The organism is Muricoprocola aceti, from assembly GCF_025567005.1.
GTDB classification, from domain to species: Bacteria; Bacillota; Clostridia; order Lachnospirales; family Lachnospiraceae; genus Marvinbryantia; species Marvinbryantia aceti.
Genome location: NZ_JAOQKE010000031.1, coordinates 1 through 20,905, shown reverse-complemented (window position 1 = coordinate 20,905; position 20,905 = coordinate 1). Strand labels below are relative to the sequence as shown.

General features: G+C 40.6%; 19 protein-coding genes, 3 pseudogenes and 1 riboswitch. All 22 genes and pseudogenes read left to right on the top strand.

The annotated features are described in order from the left end of the window. Positions 1–109: 109 nt before the first annotated feature. A complete protein-coding gene (locus OCV47_RS15125) occupies positions 110–322 on the top strand; it encodes a helix-turn-helix domain-containing protein (RefSeq protein ID WP_235249084.1) in 213 nt (70 codons plus the stop codon). A gap of 48 nt (positions 323–370) precedes the next feature. After that, positions 371–592 (top strand): hypothetical protein, encoded by a 222-nt coding sequence (locus tag OCV47_RS15120; protein WP_262655880.1) that lies wholly within the window; start codon positions 371–373, stop codon positions 590–592. 41 nt (positions 593–633) lie between these two features. Continuing rightward, positions 634–1,032, top strand: coding sequence for a DUF3427 domain-containing protein (locus tag OCV47_RS15115; protein ID WP_262655878.1), 399 nt, complete (start codon positions 634–636; stop codon positions 1,030–1,032). After that, positions 1,029–1,421, top strand: a pseudogene (locus tag OCV47_RS16120) ((deoxy)nucleoside triphosphate pyrophosphohydrolase). The gene OCV47_RS15115 and the pseudogene OCV47_RS16120 overlap by 4 nt, the downstream one beginning before the upstream one ends. Before the next feature lie 33 nt (positions 1,422–1,454). Continuing rightward, entirely contained in the window at positions 1,455–1,667 is a 213-nt protein-coding gene (locus tag OCV47_RS15105; protein ID WP_262655877.1) for a hypothetical protein, read from the top strand. 38 nt (positions 1,668–1,705) lie between these two features. Further along, complete coding sequence (locus tag OCV47_RS15100) at positions 1,706–2,290, top strand: class I SAM-dependent methyltransferase (RefSeq protein ID WP_262655876.1); 585 nt, start codon at positions 1,706–1,708, stop codon at positions 2,288–2,290. Then, a complete protein-coding gene (locus OCV47_RS15095) occupies positions 2,263–3,441 on the top strand; it encodes an HNH endonuclease domain-containing protein (RefSeq protein ID WP_262655875.1) in 1,179 nt (392 codons plus the stop codon). The genes OCV47_RS15100 and OCV47_RS15095 overlap by 28 nt, the downstream gene beginning before the upstream one ends. A gap of 13 nt (positions 3,442–3,454) precedes the next feature. Beyond that, a complete protein-coding gene (locus tag OCV47_RS15090; protein ID WP_262655874.1) occupies positions 3,455–4,681 on the top strand; it encodes a hypothetical protein in 1,227 nt (408 codons plus the stop codon). 69 nt (positions 4,682–4,750) lie between these two features. Next, positions 4,751–7,096 (top strand): SF1B family DNA helicase RecD2, encoded by a 2,346-nt coding sequence (recD2, locus tag OCV47_RS15085; protein WP_262655873.1) that lies wholly within the window; start codon positions 4,751–4,753, stop codon positions 7,094–7,096. A 21-nt stretch (positions 7,097–7,117) separates the two neighbouring features. Continuing rightward, a complete protein-coding gene (locus OCV47_RS15080) occupies positions 7,118–7,273 on the top strand; it encodes a hypothetical protein (RefSeq protein ID WP_262655872.1) in 156 nt (51 codons plus the stop codon). Continuing rightward, positions 7,274–8,134 carry a helix-turn-helix transcriptional regulator gene (locus OCV47_RS15075; protein ID WP_262655871.1) on the top strand — a complete coding sequence of 287 codons (861 nt, stop codon included), beginning with the start codon at positions 7,274–7,276 and terminating at the stop codon, positions 8,132–8,134. A gap of 112 nt (positions 8,135–8,246) precedes the next feature. Then, positions 8,247–10,346 (top strand): TIGR02452 family protein, encoded by a 2,100-nt coding sequence (locus tag OCV47_RS15070; protein WP_262655870.1) that lies wholly within the window; start codon positions 8,247–8,249, stop codon positions 10,344–10,346. Next, a complete protein-coding gene (locus OCV47_RS15065; RefSeq protein WP_262655869.1) occupies positions 10,339–10,551 on the top strand; it encodes an ArpU family phage packaging/lysis transcriptional regulator in 213 nt (70 codons plus the stop codon). The genes OCV47_RS15070 and OCV47_RS15065 overlap by 8 nt, the downstream gene beginning before the upstream one ends. 142 nt (positions 10,552–10,693) lie before the next feature. Next, positions 10,694–12,118, top strand: coding sequence for an AAA family ATPase (locus OCV47_RS15060; protein WP_262655868.1), 1,425 nt, complete (start codon positions 10,694–10,696; stop codon positions 12,116–12,118). A gap of 294 nt (positions 12,119–12,412) precedes the next feature. Further along, positions 12,413–14,317, top strand: a complete 1,905-nt coding sequence (locus tag OCV47_RS15055) for an AAA family ATPase (RefSeq protein WP_262655867.1) — start codon at positions 12,413–12,415, stop codon at positions 14,315–14,317. A gap of 57 nt (positions 14,318–14,374) precedes the next feature. After that, a complete protein-coding gene (locus OCV47_RS15050) occupies positions 14,375–14,608 on the top strand; it encodes a TfoX/Sxy family protein (protein ID WP_470358849.1) in 234 nt (77 codons plus the stop codon). 155 nt (positions 14,609–14,763) lie between these two features. Then, a complete protein-coding gene (locus tag OCV47_RS15045; RefSeq protein WP_262655866.1) occupies positions 14,764–16,197 on the top strand; it encodes a phospholipase D family protein in 1,434 nt (477 codons plus the stop codon). Continuing rightward, positions 16,176–16,886 carry a response regulator transcription factor gene (locus tag OCV47_RS15040; RefSeq protein ID WP_262655865.1) on the top strand — a complete coding sequence of 237 codons (711 nt, stop codon included), beginning with the start codon at positions 16,176–16,178 and terminating at the stop codon, positions 16,884–16,886. Before OCV47_RS15045 ends, OCV47_RS15040 begins: the two co-directional genes overlap by 22 nt. After that, positions 16,886–17,929: a HAMP domain-containing sensor histidine kinase gene (locus OCV47_RS15035; RefSeq protein WP_262655864.1), complete on the top strand. Its 1,044-nt coding sequence runs from the start codon at positions 16,886–16,888 to the stop codon at positions 17,927–17,929. Before OCV47_RS15040 ends, OCV47_RS15035 begins: the two co-directional genes overlap by 1 nt. 33 nt (positions 17,930–17,962) lie before the next feature. Further along, the gene (locus tag OCV47_RS15030) at positions 17,963–19,054 is read left to right on the top strand and encodes an FUSC family protein (RefSeq protein WP_262655863.1); all 1,092 of its coding nucleotides are present in this window, start codon (positions 17,963–17,965) and stop codon (positions 19,052–19,054) included. Then, positions 19,017–19,121: pseudogene (locus OCV47_RS15025) on the top strand (CDP-alcohol phosphatidyltransferase family protein); the annotation flags it as partial. The gene OCV47_RS15030 and the pseudogene OCV47_RS15025, both read left to right, overlap by 38 nt. Positions 19,122–19,481: 360 nt before the next feature. Further along, positions 19,482–19,572, top strand: a riboswitch (cyclic di-GMP riboswitch). A 233-nt stretch (positions 19,573–19,805) separates the two neighbouring features. Next, positions 19,806–20,828 (top strand): annotated as a pseudogene (locus OCV47_RS16115) (PAS domain-containing protein); the annotation flags it as partial. Between the last annotated feature and the right edge of the window lie 77 nt (positions 20,829–20,905).

Here is a 20,905-nt window from a genome sequence, read left to right as displayed (position 1 = left end):
ATGCTCTTTTTATTTGTAAACCTCCAATAAATCAAGGTTTTAAAGGATTTTAGAACAATAAAAACAGGTAGTTTTTTGACACTACCAAATCACGACATGAGGTATTAATATGAAGGTTTCATACAATGGGCTCTGGAAACTTTTGATTGATCATGAAATGAAAAAGATGGATTTGGTTGAAGAATTGGGAATCAGTACTAGTACGCTTGCAAAGATGAGCAGAGGAGAACCTGTTTCTATGCAGATACTGGCAAAAATCTGTGACAAACTGAATTGCGATTTTGGTGATTTGGTTTCTTATCAGACAACTGCGAAAAGGTAAGAAGAGTTGATTTTGGAATAAGAGTTTGCATAGAAGGGAGCGACTAAAATGATTAAAACTATTTCAGATGAATATGTGTATAAAAAAGAAGTTGATTGGTCGCTCTTTAATTATGGTTTTGCAATACCGATTGAGCATCAGGTGGTATTTAGCCAAGTTGCTGGACGATTTATTCAACGGGGTGAATCCAAGGACGTAAATCTTTATCTGAATGGTAAGTCCTATAAAGCGAAGTTGACCATGACGCAAAGTTTATCCGTAGAATGGTGAGTTATATCAAAAGGCTCCAGCACAGTGAATTTTATAAACAGATGGATGATCTGATTCGTGTTGGACTTAGGAGATATCAGGATAAGTTTGGTAAGAATCAGGCTGCAGAAGGTAAACCGGATTATGCGGATGCATTTACGGATAGTATGATCTTCCGCTGGGATTCTCAGATTGGTAAGGGACCGGAAAGCAGCTATATGCAAGATGTTACGGGAGCGAAGAGGAAACATTTGATGGTCAAGAAAAGTGATGCGGAAACAAGCTTTTACTATATGGGGACTTGTGACATCATATCAGCAGTAGGTGATAAAAAGATGGATAACAACGGAAAGATGAAGGACATCACGAAGGTTACAATGAAAATGCATCAACCAGTCAGAGAAGACCTGTTGAAGTATTTGGAGAGCAATCTGTTAGATGAGGAGGGCAAAGCTGTATGAAAACGATAAGAGTTGTTGCAGCAGTTATTCGAGATAAAGAAAAGATTTTTGCAACTGCCAGAGGTTATGGAGAATTTAAAGGGCAATGGGAGTTTCCCGGCGGCAAAGTGGAGCCAGGAGAAACACCGCAACAGGCACTTAAATGAGAAATTATGGAAGAGCTTAACACAGAAATTGAAGTTGGTGAGTTGATTGATACCATTGAATATGATTATCCGACTTTTCATCTCTCTATGGATTGTTTCTGGGCGAAAGTTAGTGTAGGGGAATTGGAACTCAAAGAAGCGGAAGCTGCGAAGTGGCTTACAAAAGATGAATTAGATAGTGTAGCGTGGCTACCGGCTGATATTACGCTAATTGGGAAGATTAAAGAGTGTATGAGCATCTGATTGTATTTTATCTCAGAAATAACGGTGAAGTGTATGATTTATATAGTAAAAAGAATCGATGAAGATTTGGACTTCGGATGCGAAGAACGAGCAGAAGATACACATGTCATGGCGATAGTCACACTTATGAATTCTTCAGGTGAAGAGTTGAGAGTAAAGGCAGAAGATGCTATGCTCTATGAGCGTAATATCAACGAAGGTGACAAGGTCTACTTTGACGAAGAGAATAAATTAGAAAAAATTTAAGAGCGGATAGCTGTAACTGCTTGAAAGGAAGTATGAAAATGGATCTTACGATTGATTACTACAACCTTAATGCAGAAAACTTCATAGAGAATACGCAGAATGTGGATATGCATCTGGCTCAGGATAGATTCCTACAATTGTTGGATGAAAACGCATCGATCCTTGATTTCGGCTGCGGTTCCGGTCGTGATACCAGATATTTCATGGATAAAGGATATCAGGTTACAGCAACGGATGGTTCGGCGGAAATTTGTAGATTAGCAAGTATATTTACCGGTATTGCAGTGAAAGAAATGCTGTTTCAGGAACTGGATGATATCAATACATATGGTGGCATATGGGCTTGTTCTTCTATTTTGCATTTGCCAAAGAATGAGCTGCTGTTGGTGATTCGAAAAATGTGCAATGCGCTTAAAGATACCGGCGTAATCTACACTTCCTTCAAATACGGTGATTTTGAAGGTGTGCGTAATGGTCGGTATTTTACAGATTTTAATGAGGATTCCTTTAAGGAATTCATAGCAGGGATTCCGGAGCTTACGATAGAAGACCATTGGATCACCGGTGATGTCAGACCAGGAAGGGGTGATGAGAGGTGGCTGAATTTGATTCTACGCAAATAGGATATTCCTTACATATCAATGGAGAGTACCACAACACCCTGGATATCGAAGGCTTCTCTCAGATGATGAAGGATCCTTCCTATTGTTATAAATTTTACTGGCTGGAAGCAATTGTGGATATTATTTCTGAGGGAACTCAGGATACAACGTTCGATGCAATCATTGATGAGATGATCTGCAATGCATGGTATTCCGTAAGAGAATTTCACATTCATCTTAGCGGCATCCAGGCGGACGGACTTGTGAGAGATGGTCTGGAACGTGCTGTTCTGAAACTGACCGAACTTAGTGACCTTCCGGCAAATGCTTCTAAAGTAGAGATTAAGAATGCCATTAGAGAGCACAATGTTGATCTAAAACTTTCCAAAGAGCAGCTGACAAATATGGTTCCGGGACGTGCACTGGCGGGATTCTTCTCCAAAAGTGCAGAAGAAGTGCCGTGGGGAAGTATTCGTAGATTAACCGAGTATATCAGACGAATCGATAGTACTGTAATTCGACTGCCGTATACCTTTGGAGACAGCAGTAAACTGAAAAAAGAAGTCCATTTCAACTCAGACTGGATGAAGATGATCCAGGATAATACAGTAAATATCCTTGGATGGATTCAGTATGAAAAGGTGAAATGGCTGCAGAATAATAATCCGGAAGTCCCAAGCCTCATTTACAAACTGGCACCAATGGATGAAAAGATGCGAAAGCTGAATAATGTGCGTAAGCTATGGGAAGGCATTCTGGATGTGCGAGAAGTCAGGGATGTCTTTACCGGCAATCCGATTGTGTCCAAGCAGTATGATGTGGATCATTTCATCCCATGGTCATTTGTTATGAATGATGAGCTTTGGAACCTGATGCCGATGGATTCTTCTCTGAATTCTTCCAAGAGCAACAAGCTTCCGAAGTGGGATCCTTTCTTTATTGTGTTTGCAGAAAATCAGTTTGGTATGTACAAACTGATCCACGAGAAGGAAGAATTGCATAAACGTTTTGAAGCCTGTTACAGAGATAATCTTCATTCTATCTGGGCCGGTCAGGAATTATACAGACCTGGGAATACCAAGGAAGAATTCTACAATATCCTGCAAAAAAATATGCAGCCGGTCTATGACTCGGCAAGACGGCAGGGATATGAGATCTGGAATTATATTTAAAGGTGGGTAAGACATGACTTTGAAAGAATACAAAGATGAGCTGACAGAGATATTTCGATGCAATACTACTCGTGGTTTTGCGGACTGGCGGCAATGTGGCAATCTAGCATACAATGTTGAAGATTTTCTTGACCGAGCAGCGAAGGTGTTACTTCGTGAATATAGAGATAAAGAGTTGTTTGATCTGGTTTGCACGACGTATCTGAAATGGGCTAAAACAGGCAAAGATGATTCGAATGGTGAGACACAGGGCTTTATCTACTATTCTGCTTTTGAAATCTGGAATAAGATCTATGAAAGAGAGCATCCGGATATTCCGCATACGAAAATGATGGACTGGTTCCTGAAGAAGATGGACGGATCCGTAATCGATTATATGGAAGACTCTCTTCTGGAATATATGATGGCGCACTTTAAAGAGCCGAAACTACTTGAAAAGAAAATTGCTTTCCTTAATGGCAGAATTGCAGCGAAAACAGAACTGGTTAAGGAAAAATCATGGGAGGTCTATGATATCTATCGGTGCAAAGATTATATCCTGCAAATCTACGGAGAGCAGAAGCGGCCGATTGAGGAGATTCGAGCATACGCCAAGGATCTTCAACGGAATGATTCACGAGAATTACTGGCTAAGATTGAACTAGAATATGGAAATCAGGATGAATGCCTGAGAATTTATGAAGCATTGGCAGATGCTGTGGAGCGCAATTGGGACAGGGAAAATTATAACGGTAAATTAAAGGATCTGTATAAACAGTTCGGAATGCAGGAGAAGTATGCAGCTCAGGTGAAGAGACTTCTGGGGATAAAAATTGGTCATATGGATATATGGGAAGAATATAAGGCTCTGATTCCTGTGGATGATTGGACAGATACAGTAAATCAGTTGTTTTCTACCTTTGCTCCAGGTGATTGCAGACCGCTTACCTGGTATGAAGAGGAAGGCAGATATGATCTGATCATGACTGGCGTTGAGCATGGTGGTCCTACATATTTGGAACATTATGAAGGAGAACTTATCCAGAGATATCCGGAGCGATGTCTTGCTGTTCTTGTAAAGGCGGCTGATGATTCTGCAGAACGAGGTAAAAAGAGAAGTGACTATCGATACATAGCAAAATACCTGAAATGGATGATGAGATATCCGGGTGGCAGGGAAAAGGCGGCAACTCTTGCGGAGACTTATAGAAAGCAGTATCCGAGGAGAAGCGCAATGCTTGATGAACTGCAGGGCATTTAGCAAATAAATATTGACCACAAAAGATTAGGAGCTACCAGAGGCTCCGAATACAAAGGCAGGTGAGACAGAATGGTAAAAATCCGATGCGTAGTTGAGCGTGTCACTTATCAGAATCCTGAAAACGGCTATTCTGTCTTAAAGTGTGCCGTTAAGAATTATAATGAACTGGTGACAGTTGTTGGTAATCTTCTAGATGCGAATGTCGGATCAGTGCTTTTGATCGATGGCAACTGGAAAGTAGATGCCAAGTATGGCAGACAGTTCCTGGCGGAGAGCTGGGAAGAAACCATGCCTGCCACAGTTTTTGGTATTGAGAAGTACCTTGGATCCGGCCTGATCAAGGGTGTGGGACCGAAGTTTGCTAAGAAGATCGTGCAGCAGTTCAGTACGGATACGCTGGAGATCATCGAGACGGATGTGCAGCGGCTCCTGGAGGTTCCCGGTATCGGAAAGAAGCGTGTCGATAAGATTGCAAAGAGTTGGGAACGACAGAAGGAGATCAAGAATGTTATGCTTTTTCTCCAGGATCATGGTGTGAGCACTGCATTTGCAGCGAAGATCTATCGTCAGTATGGCAATGAGAGCATTCCGAAGGTTAAGGAGAATCCATTCCGCCTGGCGGATGATATCTGGGGAATTGGTTTTAAGACGGCCGACAGCATTGCCATGAAGCTTGGGATTGGCAAGGAGGCATTTATCCGTCTGCGCAGTGGTATCATGTATACCTTAAGTGAGCTGGCAGATGAGGGTCATGTTTATGCAGAGCGTGATCAGCTGATCAAGAAAGCATCAGCGCTTCTGGAGGCGGAGGATACCAGCATTATTATGACCATGGATCAGATGCTGAAGGATGAAGAACTGATCCGTGAGAAGATTATGGTTCCTCAGTTTGTGCCGGATGAGGTTATTCAGGAAGATGCTGCCAAAGAGATTGAAAAAGAATGTATCTACCTGCCGCCGTTTTATTTTGCGGAGGTTGGTGTTGCCAATAAATTGAAAAAGCTGGCTGCAGAACCGGCAGCAGACAGACTATGGGTTTCTCTTATGAAAGCCAGACAGGATACCGGTAATCCGGAGTTGTCTGTGGATATTGAGAAAATCCAGAATACTGTAAATATGAAATATGATGAGGTGCAGGTGGAAGCCATACGCCGGGCAGCGACTGCAAAGGTCCTGGTGCTTACCGGTGGTCCGGGTACAGGAAAAACCACCACAACCCAGGGTATCATTGCAGCCTATCGCACCTTTGGACTGAATATATTGCTGGCAGCCCCAACAGGACGAGCTGCCAAGCGAATAACAGAAGCCACAGGTCTGGAGGCAAAGACTATCCATCGACTTCTGGAATTAAAGCCTCCGGAAGGCTACCAGAAAAATGAGGAAACTCCGCTTGAGGGGGATGTGCTGATCGTGGATGAGTGTTCCATGATCGATATTGTCCTGATGAATGCACTGATGAAGGCCATTCCGCCGCATATGCGTCTGATTCTTGTGGGAGATATTGATCAGCTTCCATCGGTTGGCGCAGGAAATGTGCTCCGTGATGTGATCGACAGTGAAGTATTTCCGGTGGTTCGTCTGACCAGGATTTTCCGTCAGGCTCAGACCAGCCGGATTATCATGAATGCACATAAGATCAATGCTGGTCAGATGCCGGATACATCCAATGGAAAGAATACGGATTTCTTCTTTATGACTCAGGAGGATCCGGAGGAAGCAGCGAAGAAGATCGTGGAATTGGTACATAAGAAGCTTCCGGGATATTATCGGACACCAGCCAGTCAGATTCAGGTGCTGACACCGATGCAAAGAGGTGTAGTCGGAGCTACCAATCTGAACATGGCGCTGCAGGAAGCTTTAAACCCACAGGGAGAGGGCCTTCGAAGGAATGGATTTGTTTATCGGCCAAACGATAAGGTCATGCAGATCAAGAACAATTACGACAAGGAAGTCTTCAACGGAGATATTGGTATCATTGAGTCCGTTGATATGCAGGACCGTACCCTTCTGGTGAATTTTGATGGGCGAAGCATTGAGTACGATGCTACTGAGCTGGATGAACTGGTGCATGCTTATGCCACAACCATTCATAAAGCCCAGGGATCGGAATATCCGATCGTAGTCATGCCGGTTTTGATGAATCATTATGTAATGCTGCAGAGAAATCTGATCTACACCGGCATTACCAGAGCTAAGAAGATTCTGGTAATGGTCGGCACGAAGAAGGCACTTTCTTATGCAGTGAGAAATGTGACTGTTACAAAGAGAAATTCGCTTCTAAAAGAGAGATTGACCGGTGAGATCCAGGTAAGAAAAACTGCTAAGGTTTATTATCCGGATTTTGGTAATCGTTCTGCCGATATGCAGATGGTGGCAGAGGAAAGAACTCCTTATGGAGTGAAGAAAAAGAAATAAAAGATATTGAGGTGACATACCATGGCTTCCTTTGATCAGAAGCTCCGTACCCTGCGCCTGATGGAAATCCTTCTGGAACGTACCGATGATACGCACATGCTGAACGCATCGGAATTATGCACGATTCTGGATCAGGAATATGGCATCAGTACGGATCGAAGAACGATATATACATAGATGGAGATCCTTGATAAATTCGGACTGGATATCCAGCAGAAGAAAGGAAAGAATCCTGGCTATTATATTGGTGCCAGAGATTTTGAACTGCCGGAGTTAAAGCTCTTGGTAGATGCTGTGCAGTCATCCAAGTTTATCACGGAGAAGAAATCCAAGGAACTGATAACGAAATTAGAGAAGCTCAGCTGTAGGACGGATGCTGCAATGCTTTCCAAATATGTTTTCATCGTAAACCGTCCGAAGACGGAGAATGAAACTGTTTATTACAATGTGGACTACATTCATACTGCAATTTACGAGAATAAGGAAATTAAGTTCCATTATGCAGAGTGGACTGTTAAGAAAGAACTGAAACTGAAAAAAGGCGGTGCATTCTATGTAGTCAGCCCATGGGCACTGACCTGGGATGATGAGAATTATTATCTGGTAGCTTATGATGCAGCGGCTGGAATCATCAAGCATTACCGTGTTGATAAGATGCAGAATACTGAGATTCTGGAAACAGATCGTAAGGGTGAAGAGTCCTTCAAGAACTTCGACTTGGCTGCATTTGCCAAGAAGACTTTTGGTATGTACGGCGGCGTAGATGCAGAAGTAACACTGGAATGCAGGAATGAACTGGCTGGCGTTGTGATTGATCGCTTTGGTCATGACGTATGGTTGCTCCCGCAGGGAGAAGATTATTTCAAAACCAGAGTACTGGTATCGGTAAGCCCGCAGTTCTTTGGTTGGGTAACCGGTATCGGATCCGGAATGAGGATCACCGGTCCGGAGAGTGTGAAGGCGGATTATGCTCAATATTTAAAGAATATAATTGCAAATTATGAGGTAGAAGATATGGTCGCTTGCAGGGAGACCTAAAACACGACACGGCAATTTATAATGTATATATATATAGAACTTTGGACGGAGAGTGATATATATTTTTATGCTACAGATATATATTTGCCAAAGTGTGATGGAGGTGTCGACAATGAGATTTGAAAATATAAATATGCTTAACGATACAATGGTCATAATGGATAGAGGCTATTATGAAGTAAATGGAAGGCGGGTGAACCTGAAGCTTTCTAAAAAAGAAATGAAAGAAATATCCGTATTCCTGCCAAAGGACGTGAAGAGAATTTCTGACAATAAGGATTTTGAGCATGTTCATATGATGGGAAGAATTGGTGTTGGTTGCGTTAACATGGATTCTTATTCTTTGGCTATTAAAAGGTATTCGGATTGCTCCTATATGTTCAACAAGAAATCAAAACCGATTCTTGTACTGAATCTTGCAAATCCTGTAAATCCAGGTGGCGGTGTACGCCGTGGATCAAAGGCGCAAGAAGAAGATCTCTGTAGAAGGAGTTCGCTCCTGTTATCGTTGGAGAGTTCAAAAGCATCTGCATATTATAAATACAATAAATCTTTGAATACTTACATGGGATCGGATGCAGTTATGATCACACCGCAGGTTGAAATTATCAAAGATGAAAAAGGTAATTTACTGGATGAGAGTGTTATTGTATCTGTCATGACATGCGCGGCACCAATGTTGAGAGATGGTATGGAGGGGCTGACCGACCAGGAATATCAGGATATGGTCTATGGCCGTATTACAGGAATGTTGAAGGTGGCTGCACATCTTGGATATGAAGTTCTGATTCTGGGGGCATTTGGATGTGGTGCGTTTGCAAATGATGCTCATGTTGTTTCGGATCTGTTTTATAAAGTATTGAAAGAATTTGATTATGATGGAATGAAAGCAGAAGATTTCTTCCAGAGAATTGATTTCGCTGTGCTCAGCCATTCTGCGGATCAATACAATTACAAGGAATTTGCGAGAAACTTCGATGATTTTTATCGAGAGGAAAATGCTGCTGAAATGGCATACGCTCTTGAGAAAATAAAAAAGACGGAAAAAAATCTGGACAGAATCAGAGGAAGTCTTGTTGGTGGAGCCATTGGTGATGCTTTAGGGTATACAGTTGAATTCCTGCAGGAGGAACAGATCTTCAGAAAGTACGGGGTCCAGGGTATTACGGAATATGATTTGACAAACGGAAAAGCCCTCATTTCAGACGATACACAGATGACCTTATTTACAGCCAATGGAATCCTGGTGGGTGATACCAGATTATCAATGCATGGCATTGGTGGAGATCCGAAAGCATACGTTCCATATGCCTATCTGGACTGGTTAAAAACTCAGCAGTCAGACATTGATACGGTAAATAGCTATGAGCGATTTACGAAAAATGGAGGCCGTTCATGGTTGTTGGATGTTCCTGAATTGTATTCCAGACGTGCACCTGGCAATACCTGCCTTTCTGCCCTGAAAACCAGAGCAAATGCAGATTATGTTAATAGCTTTATAAACAGTCCGATAAATAGAAGTAAAGGCTGTGGCGGTATTATGCGTATTGCCCCATTAGCTCTGAAATATAGACCTGGTGAGAACTTTTACGGAGATATAGAACAGATTGATATGGAAGCAGCAGAACTTTCAGCTATTACCCATAGTCATTCTCTTGGTTATATGCCATCTGCCGTAGTTAGCCATATCATAAGCAGAATTCTTTGCTCTCATGATGAAATGAGCTTAAAGGATATGGTTCTTGAAGCAAGAGATTCCGCTTCAAATCTCTTTGCCGGAGATAAGAATCTTCCTGTACTCGTTGATATAATTGACAGAGCTATTCGACTGTCTGAAGAAACTGACACAGATGATCTGGACAATATCCATGCGTTAGGTGAGGGCTGGGTTGCTGAAGAAACATTGGGTATTGCATTGTATTGTGTACTCAAATATCAGAATGATTTCTCGAAGGCTATGATTGTCGCAGTTAACCATAAAGGCGATAGTGATTCAACTGGTGCTGTTACAGGAAATATTCTTGGTGCGCTGATTGGATATGATGCGATCGATAGTAAATGGAAAAAGAATCTGGAGCTTCTGGATGTGATCCTGGAAGTTGCTGATGATTTATGTCATGGCTGCCAGATGTCTGAGTACAGCCATTATTATGATCGTGCATGGGTCACAAAATATATGCATATGCATCGTTACAAGGAACCAAATGAATAACGTGATCTTGATTTATGGATTATGTGATATGGTTCACCGGGCTATGACACTGGTGAAGTATTTTACGCCAAATTTCGGAGAAGAGTATTATGATGTGCTTTACGGATGCTACTGCAGAAGCAGAAAGGTTGCGGATGTTGATATCATGATCGAGTTTGGCATGAGCAAAGCGACATTTTACAGAAAGAAGAAGGGAAGTAAATGAGGATGAAAAGTCTTGACATTCGACCTTATATTTTAACTTGAAAAAAAGACAATGGCGATTTATAATCAAAATATACACCATAAAACGCCAAATAAGCTATTATAAAACAGTGTATGGCGATTTATGACAAGGTGGTGCTTCTATGAAGATTATTGGAAGAAAAAGAGAAAAGGACAGTCTTATGCAGTGCCTGCTGTCAAAGCGACCGGAATTTGTTGTCGTATACGGAAGAAGAAGGGTGGGAAAGACTTACCTGATCCGCGAATACTTTAATCAGCAGTTTTCGTTTTATACGACTGGTTTGTCAGATGAAAAGACGAAGGGACAGCTGCGTGCTTTTCAGGCAAGCCTGAATGCATATGGATATGAAGAAAAAAGTGTACCTGTAGATTGGTTTGAGGCTTTTGTGCGTCTTAAGGAATTGCTGCAAAGCGATAAGGTATATCGTGAACCGATTAATAATAAAAGAGTCATATTTCTTGATGAACTTCCGTGGATGGATACGGCCCGCTCGGATTTTAAAAGTGCGCTTGATTATTTCTGGAATAGTTGGGCATCGGCGCAGGAGGATCTGGTGTTGATCGCCTGCGGATCTGCCACGTCGTGGATTATAACGAACCTTCTCACGAATAAAAAAGGATTTCATAACAGGATTACAAGACGCATTCACCTTGCTCCATTTTCGCTGGCAGAATGCGAAGAACTGTTTGAATTGAATGATATCGTTATGAATCGAAGCCAGATGATTGAAAGCTACATGATTTTTGGAGGTATCCCGCATTATCTGAATCTTTTCGATTCACGCCTCAGCCTGGCACAGAATGTGAATGAACTTTGCTTTAAGGAGTATGGCTTCCTTCATGATGAGTACAACAACATTTTTTATTCATTGTTTGATAAACCTGAAAAACATCTGGCAATCCTTGAGAGACTTGCGAAAAGCAGAGATGGTCTGACCCGGGCAGAACTTTCCAGGGAAAAGGAAATTGGAGGAGGTTCTGTTCTTACAAAAGATCTGCGAGAACTGGAGGAGTGTGGTTTTATCCGAAAATTCAGTAATTTTACAAGAGGAGAGGGAGAACAGTTTTATCAACTGATCGATCCGTTTACTTTATTCAGTATCCGATTCATAAAAAATAAGAAGTTTGATTCATGGAACGAGTATATTAATTCACCGGGGTATCATTCCTGGAGGGGGAATGCTTTTGAGATTGTGTGTATGAATCACATTCCTCAGATTAAGGAAAGTCTTAGAATAGGCGGAATTGAAACAAATGAGTTTGCATGGAGAAGTGGTGGAGCTGATAAGGGGGCGCAGATTGATCTGATCATCAGCAGAAAAGATGGTGTCATCAATCTCTGTGAAATGAAATTTACAAGTGATGATTATATGCTGGACGCTGATGAATATGAAAAGCTCAGAAACAGAATGTCACAGTTTCAGAAAGAAACCAATGTGAAATCGGCAATTCATATCACGCTGATTTGTGGAAATGGATATAAAAAGGGAAAATATTCAGGAATTGTCCAAAATGTTATTTTAGGGGACGATTTATTTGAAAAATAGAGCCCGGTATTTATTCTTAATAGAAACTTACAAAACGCCATTACGGAATATCTGGATAAATCTGTAAGCTTTTATGATGGAGGAACGGAAGATACGATATTACCATGTCCCCGAGAGAGAAAAAGTATCCGGGAATCATTATGGAGTTTAAGTAGAAAGCCGATCTGAAAGAAGAGGAGATGGAGCAATTTGCTGCAGATGCAAGTAGTCTTTGGAAATAAATCGGAAACAAAACGGAAATTAATTGATATAATTTCCGATAGATGCTATACTATTTCCGAAAGAGGTGATAGCATGACCGATATCAGATATATTTCAACAAAAGAAGCCGCCGGAATCATGGGCTTATCAATCAGAAGAGTAGTAGGATTATGCAATACTGGAAAACTGGAAGGTGCTTTGAGAAAAGGTCGCAATTGGAGGGTTCCGGAGGAGACGGTATATGCATACCTGGGTACCGCAAAACCTAAAGAAGGAAATGTAGGGATCCTTTCTTGCGCAGTCGGGAATACATCTTACATGGATGTAGTAAAGAACAGTTATTATGTAGATAAAACTCTTCTGATCCGTGATTTGATTGACGATCAGGTTCCGGTCATTTTGTTTACCAGACCACGAAGATTCGGCAAAACACTTGCTCTTGATATGCTTAAAACTTTTTTTGAAAAAACGAAAGAGGATACATCTATTTACTTTAAAGATAAACAGATTTGGTCATGCGGTGAAAAATATCAGAAGATGCAAGGTGCATTTCCGGTGATTTCCATCACTTTCAAAGATGCAAAGTTTTCGGATTGGGCCAGTACTTATGCGGCAATTAAAAATGTGATCCGTGATGAATTTATGCGGCACGATGAGCTTTTTACAAGCGACAGACTTAATCCGGTGGAACAGGATTATTTGTCCAGAATGCAGACGGATGAGCTGAGTGATGTGGAGTATACCAGATCACTCCTGAATCTGGGACGCATGCTGGAAAAACATCATCAGTCTAAGGTAGTCATTCTCATTGACGAATATGACACTCCGATCCAACAGGGACATTCCAGAAGTTTCTATAATAAAGTGATTACATTTATGCGTAATTTTATGTCCGGTGGTCTTAAGGATAACCCTTCTCTTGCTTTTGGCGTTCTTACCGGTATCCTGCGTGTGTCAAAGGAGAACCTGTTTAGTGGACTTAATAATCCAATCGTAAATTCTGTACTTGATGAGAAATACAGCAAATACTTTGGATTTACCGTGGATGAAGTGAACACCATGGCAGCATACTACGGACAGGAGGCAAAACTGGAAGAACTTCGTGAGTGGTACGATGGATATCGTTTCGGAAGTACAGAAATCTATAATCCCTGGTCTGTTGCCAATTATTTCTATAATAACTGTCAGGCGAAACCATATTGGACCAATACCAGTGATAATGAGATCATTCGGGAGATCATGATATCTCTTACACCGGATATTGCAGAAAACCTTTTTGCACTGTTGCAGGGGCAGACCGTTCAGGTATCGTTAAATATGGATGTCATCTATCCGAGGATAACGGATGGAACGGATACCATCTTCAGTTTCTTATTACTTGCAGGATATTTAAAACCGGTAAGTGATGCGGTTGAAACAGAATTTGGGACATTTATGGAACTGGCGTTACCGAATAAGGAGATTCGCAGAGTTTACAATACAGAGATTTTATCTTGGCTCAGGGGGACAGTGGATGGCAATGTCATGGCAGGACTTGAAAAAGCACTGTATCTGAATGATGGGAAGAAACTTCAGGAATTCCTCCGGAAATATATGATCACCTGCATCAGTTGTTTTGATGGAGCAGCAGAAGGGCGCACAAGGTCCGGGGGACCTTGGCTTTGCGCCGACCGGAGTGGAACGGAGACATTTTACCATGGCATGATGCTTGGACTGGCAGCAGGCATGTCCTCAAGATATTACATCAGATCAAACAGGGAATCCGGAGAGGGAAGATTCGATCTTGTGTTGGAGCCTAAGGTACATTCTTTGCCGGGTATTATCATGGAATTCAAAGCGACAAAGAATGATGCTGGTTTATCTGCATCCGCCGACGAGGCTCTGAAGCAGATTGAGGATAAGCACTATGATACAGATATGAAGGACCGTGGAATCAAGGAAATCGTAAAATATGGCATCGCCTTTGCAGGTAAAAATGTAGAGATTGCAAATAGCTGAAGTTTCAAAGCAGGATGCATACAAGGGCAACTAAACGAAAATAATATTCCGTAATACTTGGAATTTATTCTAGGGCAGTTATCTGAGTTAGAAGACATCACATATAGATCTATGATGGGAGAATTCATTATCTACTACCGAGGAAAGATTGTGGGTGGTATATATGATGATAGATTGCTTGTCAAAGCGGTAAAATCAGCAATTAGCTATATGCCGTCAGCACCATATGAATTGCCTTATGAGGGAGCAAAAGAGATGTTGCTGGTAGATGAAGTTGATACAACGGAGTAAGAAAAGCTCCTTCATATATTAGAATGAAAATATGACTGTTTCTTTAAAAAGAAGCCGGTCATATTTTTTTATGAAAAATAAATTTTGTTGAGGTTAAATTGAGATTGACTTTGTATTGTATAAGTATGAAATAAAAAGGAATCAGGTGATGTACAATGAAAAAGCATAAAATATGTAAAATCCTTCTTGTTATACTGGCAATTTTTTTATGTGTGGCTTTTTATGAATTGCTCGGAATCTGCGTTGCATATAAAAAGCAGCCGGAAGTGTCCAATACAACCAAAAAAGAAACAAAAAATGGGTCATGGAACGAATGCAGTGAAAATACAGAACGGGCAGTAATCATAGAAAAGAATCCAGAAGCGCTTTTACAAAGAGTGCGTTTGATCAAGAATGCAAAAAAGGAAATTATTCTTTCTACTTTTGCATTTCAATCCGATGAAAGTGGAAAATTGATTTTAGGAGCACTGTATGATGCGGCAGACAGAGGTGTACATATTCGTCTGTTAGTAGATGGAATGGAGAGCTGGATTGATATGGAAGGAAATCCGTATTTCTATGGATTATCTTCCCATGAGAATGTTGAAATTAAACTATATAATAAGGCCAATCCGTTGAAACCGTGGAAAATGATGGGTAGAATGCATGATAAATATTTGATTGCAGATGGAAAGAGATATATTCTTGGGGGAAGAAATACATACAATTATTTCCTGGGTGATTTTCCGGGACATAAGAACTATGACAGAGACGTGTTAGTGGTTTGCGATGAACCTGAGAAAGAAAATTCAGTTAACCAGTTGTCAGAGTATTTTGAAACCATATGGAATCAGGAAGACAGTGGTTATTTTCATAACAATAAAAAACTGGCAAATAGAAAATCTGTAAAGAACGCAGTTTTAGAGCTGCAGAACAGCTATCAGAAATATTTTGAAGAGAATAAGGAAAGAATCTGCGAGACCGATTATACGGACGAAACTTTTGAGACAGAAAAGATTACATTAGTGTCAAATCCTATTCACACAGGTTCCAAAGAACCAGTAGTGTGGTATCAGTTGGGAGAATTGATGAAAAATGCAAAAAATCGTGTGAAGATCCACACGCCATATATTATCTGTAATGATATGATGTATAATACATGGGAGGAGATTGCAGAGAACGTTTTAGATTTTTCTATCATGACAAATTCAGTTGCGAATAATGGGAATCCATTTGGGTCTGCCGATTATGCGAAAAACAGAAATAGAATCTTAAGTACAGGAATTAATATCTGGGAATATGAAGGCGGTTATTCATACCACGGAAAAAGTATTCTGATTGACGATGATCTGTCTGTAATCGGTTCCTTTAATATGGACATGAGAAGTGCATATCTGGATACGGAACTGATGCTTGTAATACGCAGTAAAGATATTAATAAACAGTTGGAAGAGGGCATGATGGAATATGAAAAAGTGTCCCGCCAGATATTAGAAGGCGGAACTTATAATGATCCATATCATGTAGAGCCAATCGAATTAACAAAGAAACGTCAGAGAAAAATATTTTTGGTGCAGCATCTGCTTGGATGGGCAAGGTATCTGTTTTAATAAGGAGGAAGGAAAACGTGTTTCAAATATTGATTGTAGAAGATTATAAAGAATTAAGCCAGCTATTCCAAAAAGTGCTTGAGAAAAATGGATATCAAGTCAAAAGTGCATCGGATGGAGCACAGGCATTAGAAGTATTGGATAAGGAATATATTGATCTGATCATTTCTGATATTATGATGCCGGTTATGGATGGCTATGAACTGGTGTCAGAACTTCGTTCAGCAGGATATCAGATACCAGTGCTTATGATCACTGCGAAAGGTTCCTTTGATGATATGCGTCAGGGATTTTTTTCGGGAAGTGATGATTATATGGTAAAACCGGTAAATGTGAATGAAATGGTTTTAAGAGTCGGAGCACTGCTTCGCCGTGCACAGATATTGAATGAACACAAAATTGTGATCGGTTCAACAGAGTTTGATTGTGATGCAATGACGGTTACAACTGATAAGGAAAGTCTTGTTTTACCTAAAAAACAATTCCTGCTTTTATATAAGCTTGCAGCTTCGCCAGGCAGAACATTTACAAAACAACAGTTGATGGATGAAGTATGGGGATACGAGACGGAGGCAGACCCACATACAATAGAGGTACATATAGGAAGAATCAGAGAGCGTTTTAAAGATAACCCGGATTTTGAAATCGTAACAATGCGTGGAATTGGATACAAGGTGGTGAAAAAATAATGGAACAAAAGAAAAAAAAAGAATTGCGGATCCGATCCTGTCTGACTGGTGCAATCTGGCTGGCACTTGTATTTTCAACAGTCATATCTGCTTTATTATTTGCTTTTTTGAATCATTTTTTTAATCTGCCGGGCAGCATACCTGTGCTTGGCTGGCTTTTGATTTTCAATACATTGATTGCAGGGCTGATCACTTCCTTTATCAATGCAAAGTTACTGGAACCAATTACCAGACTTAGTAAAGCAATGAAGGAAGTTTCTCAGGGAGATTTTGAACAGCATTTGGAAACGAACAGCCGTATAGCAGAAGTTGGAGAATCTTATCAAAGTTTTAACGTTATGACAAAAGAACTTCGTGCAACAGAGGTGCTGCAGATGGATTTTGTATCTAATGTTTCTCATGAGTTTAAGACCCCGATTAATGCCATTGAAGGATATACAATGCTGCTTCAGGGAGAAGAACTGTCTCCGGATCAAGAGGAATATGTAGAAAAAATCTTATTTAACACCCAAAGACTTTCCGGATTGGTTGGTAATATTTTGCTGTTATCCAAGTTAGAGAATCAGAATATACCAATGAAAAAAACAGAATATCGTCTGGATGAACAGATCCGCCAGGCATTTCTTTCATTGGAAACAAAATGGACAGAAAAAGAAATTGGTTTTCAGGTAGAATTGGAGGAAGTTAAATATACTGGGAATGAAGGACTTTTTATGCATATCTGGATAAATCTTTTGGATAATGCGATTAAGTTCAGCCCTTCAAAGGGGACAATTACGATGTTTCTGAAACAGGAACAGGATTCTGTTAAGTTCATTCTGGAAGATGAAGGACCAGGAATAGAGGATGATGTAAAATCCAGAATATTTGACAAGTTCTATCAGGTAGATGGATCTCATAAAGCAGAAGGAAATGGCCTAGGTCTTGCACTTGTAAAACGGATTGTAGATAGTGCCGGAGGAACAATCAAAGCAGAAAACCGTGAATATGGTGGATGCAGATTTGTTATAGAGCTGCCAAAGCAGAAAGATGAGATTATATAGTTTTAAGATAAATTAGAAGATGGGAGGATTTATATGACATTTTATCAGGAGTTGCAGTTAAATCAGGCAGGTTCTAAAAACCTGTTGAAAAAGAGTGAAACACTAAAAGAAAAATTATATCATATGTGGGTATATCTGGTGAAGATAGCTGTTACAATGGCATTTTGTTTTTTCTTTGTTAGTATTTTCAGCATCCTATTTGGAAATGAGAACAGCATTGTAGGTGTAGTAGTCTTATTATGTCTCATGGTGTTTAGAAATGCGGATCTGGGGATCCACACCGGACAATCTACGATGCTTTTGGCTTTGTTCTTTGTAATTATGACTGTATGTCCGCATTTAGCAAATCAGTTTTCACCGGTATTGGGAATGCTGTTAAATATTGCGGCACTGGCTGTGTTGATTCTGTTCGGATGCCATAATCCATTCATGTTTAATCAATCTACATTGGTTCTTGGGTATCTGCTGCTATATGGTTATGATGTTACGGGAAAAAGCTATCAGATGCGATTAGTCGGAATGGCTTTAGGTGCAGCACTTACCTGCTTCGTATTTTATCGAAATCATAAAAACAGAACTTATAAAAGAAATCTGAAAGATCTGATACAAGAATTTGATATCACTTCTTCCAGAACAAAATGGCAGATATGTCAGATTTTATGCGTACCGATTGTCCTTTGCATTGAAGAACTTTGTAATATGCCACGTGCAATGTGGGCTGGTATTGCGGCCATGTCCGCGATTTTGCCGTTTATGGAAGATATGCACTACAGAGTCCGTAAAAGGATTGTCGGAAATATTGCAGGTGTTATATGTTTTACAGTATTATATTTTCTGCTTCCTTCATCAATCTATGCATATATAGGAATTCTTGGTGGAATCGGTGTAGGATTATCAGCACAATATGGCTGGCAGGCAGTATTTAACACATTTGGTGCTTTAGCCATTGCTGCAGAGACTTATGGACTACAAGGAGCGGTTAGTCTTAGAGTGATTCAAAATGTTTTTGGTGTTGTGTTTGCTTTAGCATTTTGTGTTATATTTTATTGGTTTATGTCTAAAAAAAAGGAAAGTGAGGTGACCGTACATGCAGAGGGAAGTGAATCAGGAAGAAAATTTGAATAGAATTATTACGGTTCCTAATCTTCTTTCTTTTTTTCGGCTTTGTCTGATTCCGGTAATTATATGGAGTTAAAATCATAACAGGAATTATCTCTCAGGCCAGTAGGATTGCCTGTTGGGTATATGTGCAGGACAGGAAGAAGAGGCTGCAGGATGTCTCAGATGATGGTGCCATTTACATGCTTCCGTCAGTCTATAGCTGTATAGGCATTACATATAACAAAACTTTATTAGAAGTACATGGATGGGAGCTTCCAAAATTCTTTGCTGATCTGGAAACCTGGCAGAGGAAGCAAAGGCGGCGGGGGTACAGCTGTGCCTGGTACAGATCGAATATCCGCAAAAATAGAAGTAAAATATGTGTGGATTTTTTAAAAAGATTATTGACGTGAGGAAAAACACATGGTATGTTTTTTTGAAAAAATGAAAATTATTTTAAAGGCAAACCTGTTGAAAGGCAGGGGCGCAAAGCCAGAAGGGACTAAAGTCAGAAAGCTTGACCATGTCAGCCGGTTGCCACTGTTTCCATATCATCATAATATATGGAAAAGATGTTTGAACAGAAGAGATTCCGATACCTTTTATACTATATAGATGTGTGATTTTAAAGAAATATAGTAGGGACACTGGCAGATTTTGGCAGGTGTCCTTTTTGTATGCAAAAATGGGTAACAAAACTAGCAGGGACAGGTTTTCTGTATACAGATAAAAGCAAGATGAAGAAGGCATAAGACGGAGAGAGGATTTTTATAAAATGAAAAATTATGAAGACAAAATATATTCCTTAGGTGAGACTGTAACGGGGCAGACACAGGCCATGTCACAGGCCGTACAGAAAACACTGGAAAATAATGGCGGGGTAGGTATAATGACAGGATCTTATGACCAAAACCTGTCTATTTTGTCTGTGGATAATCTGCTGTTGCATAGTACAGGATATACATTCGATACTTTCATGGAACAGACAAAAGGCTCATTGAGAAACTTCTTTTATGATGAGGAAGATATACTGGAGCGAGACCGTTTTTTGCAGCTTCACGGAACAGGGGAAGCACAGATCCTTGCAGCAGACGGTACAGTGAAAAATGTACGGCTTTGTAAAGAGGATGCGACAGATGAGGCGGGCAGACAGATCTGGGTTATGTCCGTACAGGTCAACTGAGATCATGTAAATTTGACACTGCTCAATGAGGCTATCTATTCCGGCTTCTGGTATTTTGACTGTGACGAAAACAGTGAGATTGTGAATGCAAACTGGAGTCATGAATTCCGAAAAATGCTTGGCTATCATGACACTCTGGACTTTCCGAATAAACTGGAATCCTGGTCAGATCTTCTGCATCCACAGGATAAAGAAAGAGTAATGGTGCAGCTTCAGGCGGCAATTAAGGATAAGACGAACCAGATAAAATACCATGTAGAGTATCGTATGAGAATGAAGGATAATCAATACCAGTGGTTTCGGGCATCGGCAGAAGTAATACGTCGTCTGGATGGTTCTGCCAGCAGGATTGCCGGGATTTTTATTAACATTGATGGGGAGAAAAAAGAAACCATGCAGGCACAAAAATCTGCTGCTTTCCACCGGGCTTTTACGAAAGCAGATTTGTGCGAGTATTATGTGAATCTGGAAGCGAATACTTTTGATACCTTTAAGGTTGAACCGTCCCTGATGACAGTCTTTGAACAGAGCCATACGTGGGATGAACTGGTTCGGCATTTTGTGGATTCCTATGTTGTGGAAATCGATAAGAAGGCGGTAGCCTCCTTTTATGACGTGTGTCCAGCGAAGCTGGACCACACTTGCCGGTGTAAGTCCGGTCACGGTAATCGCCAGTGAGCCGTGTAGCTAAA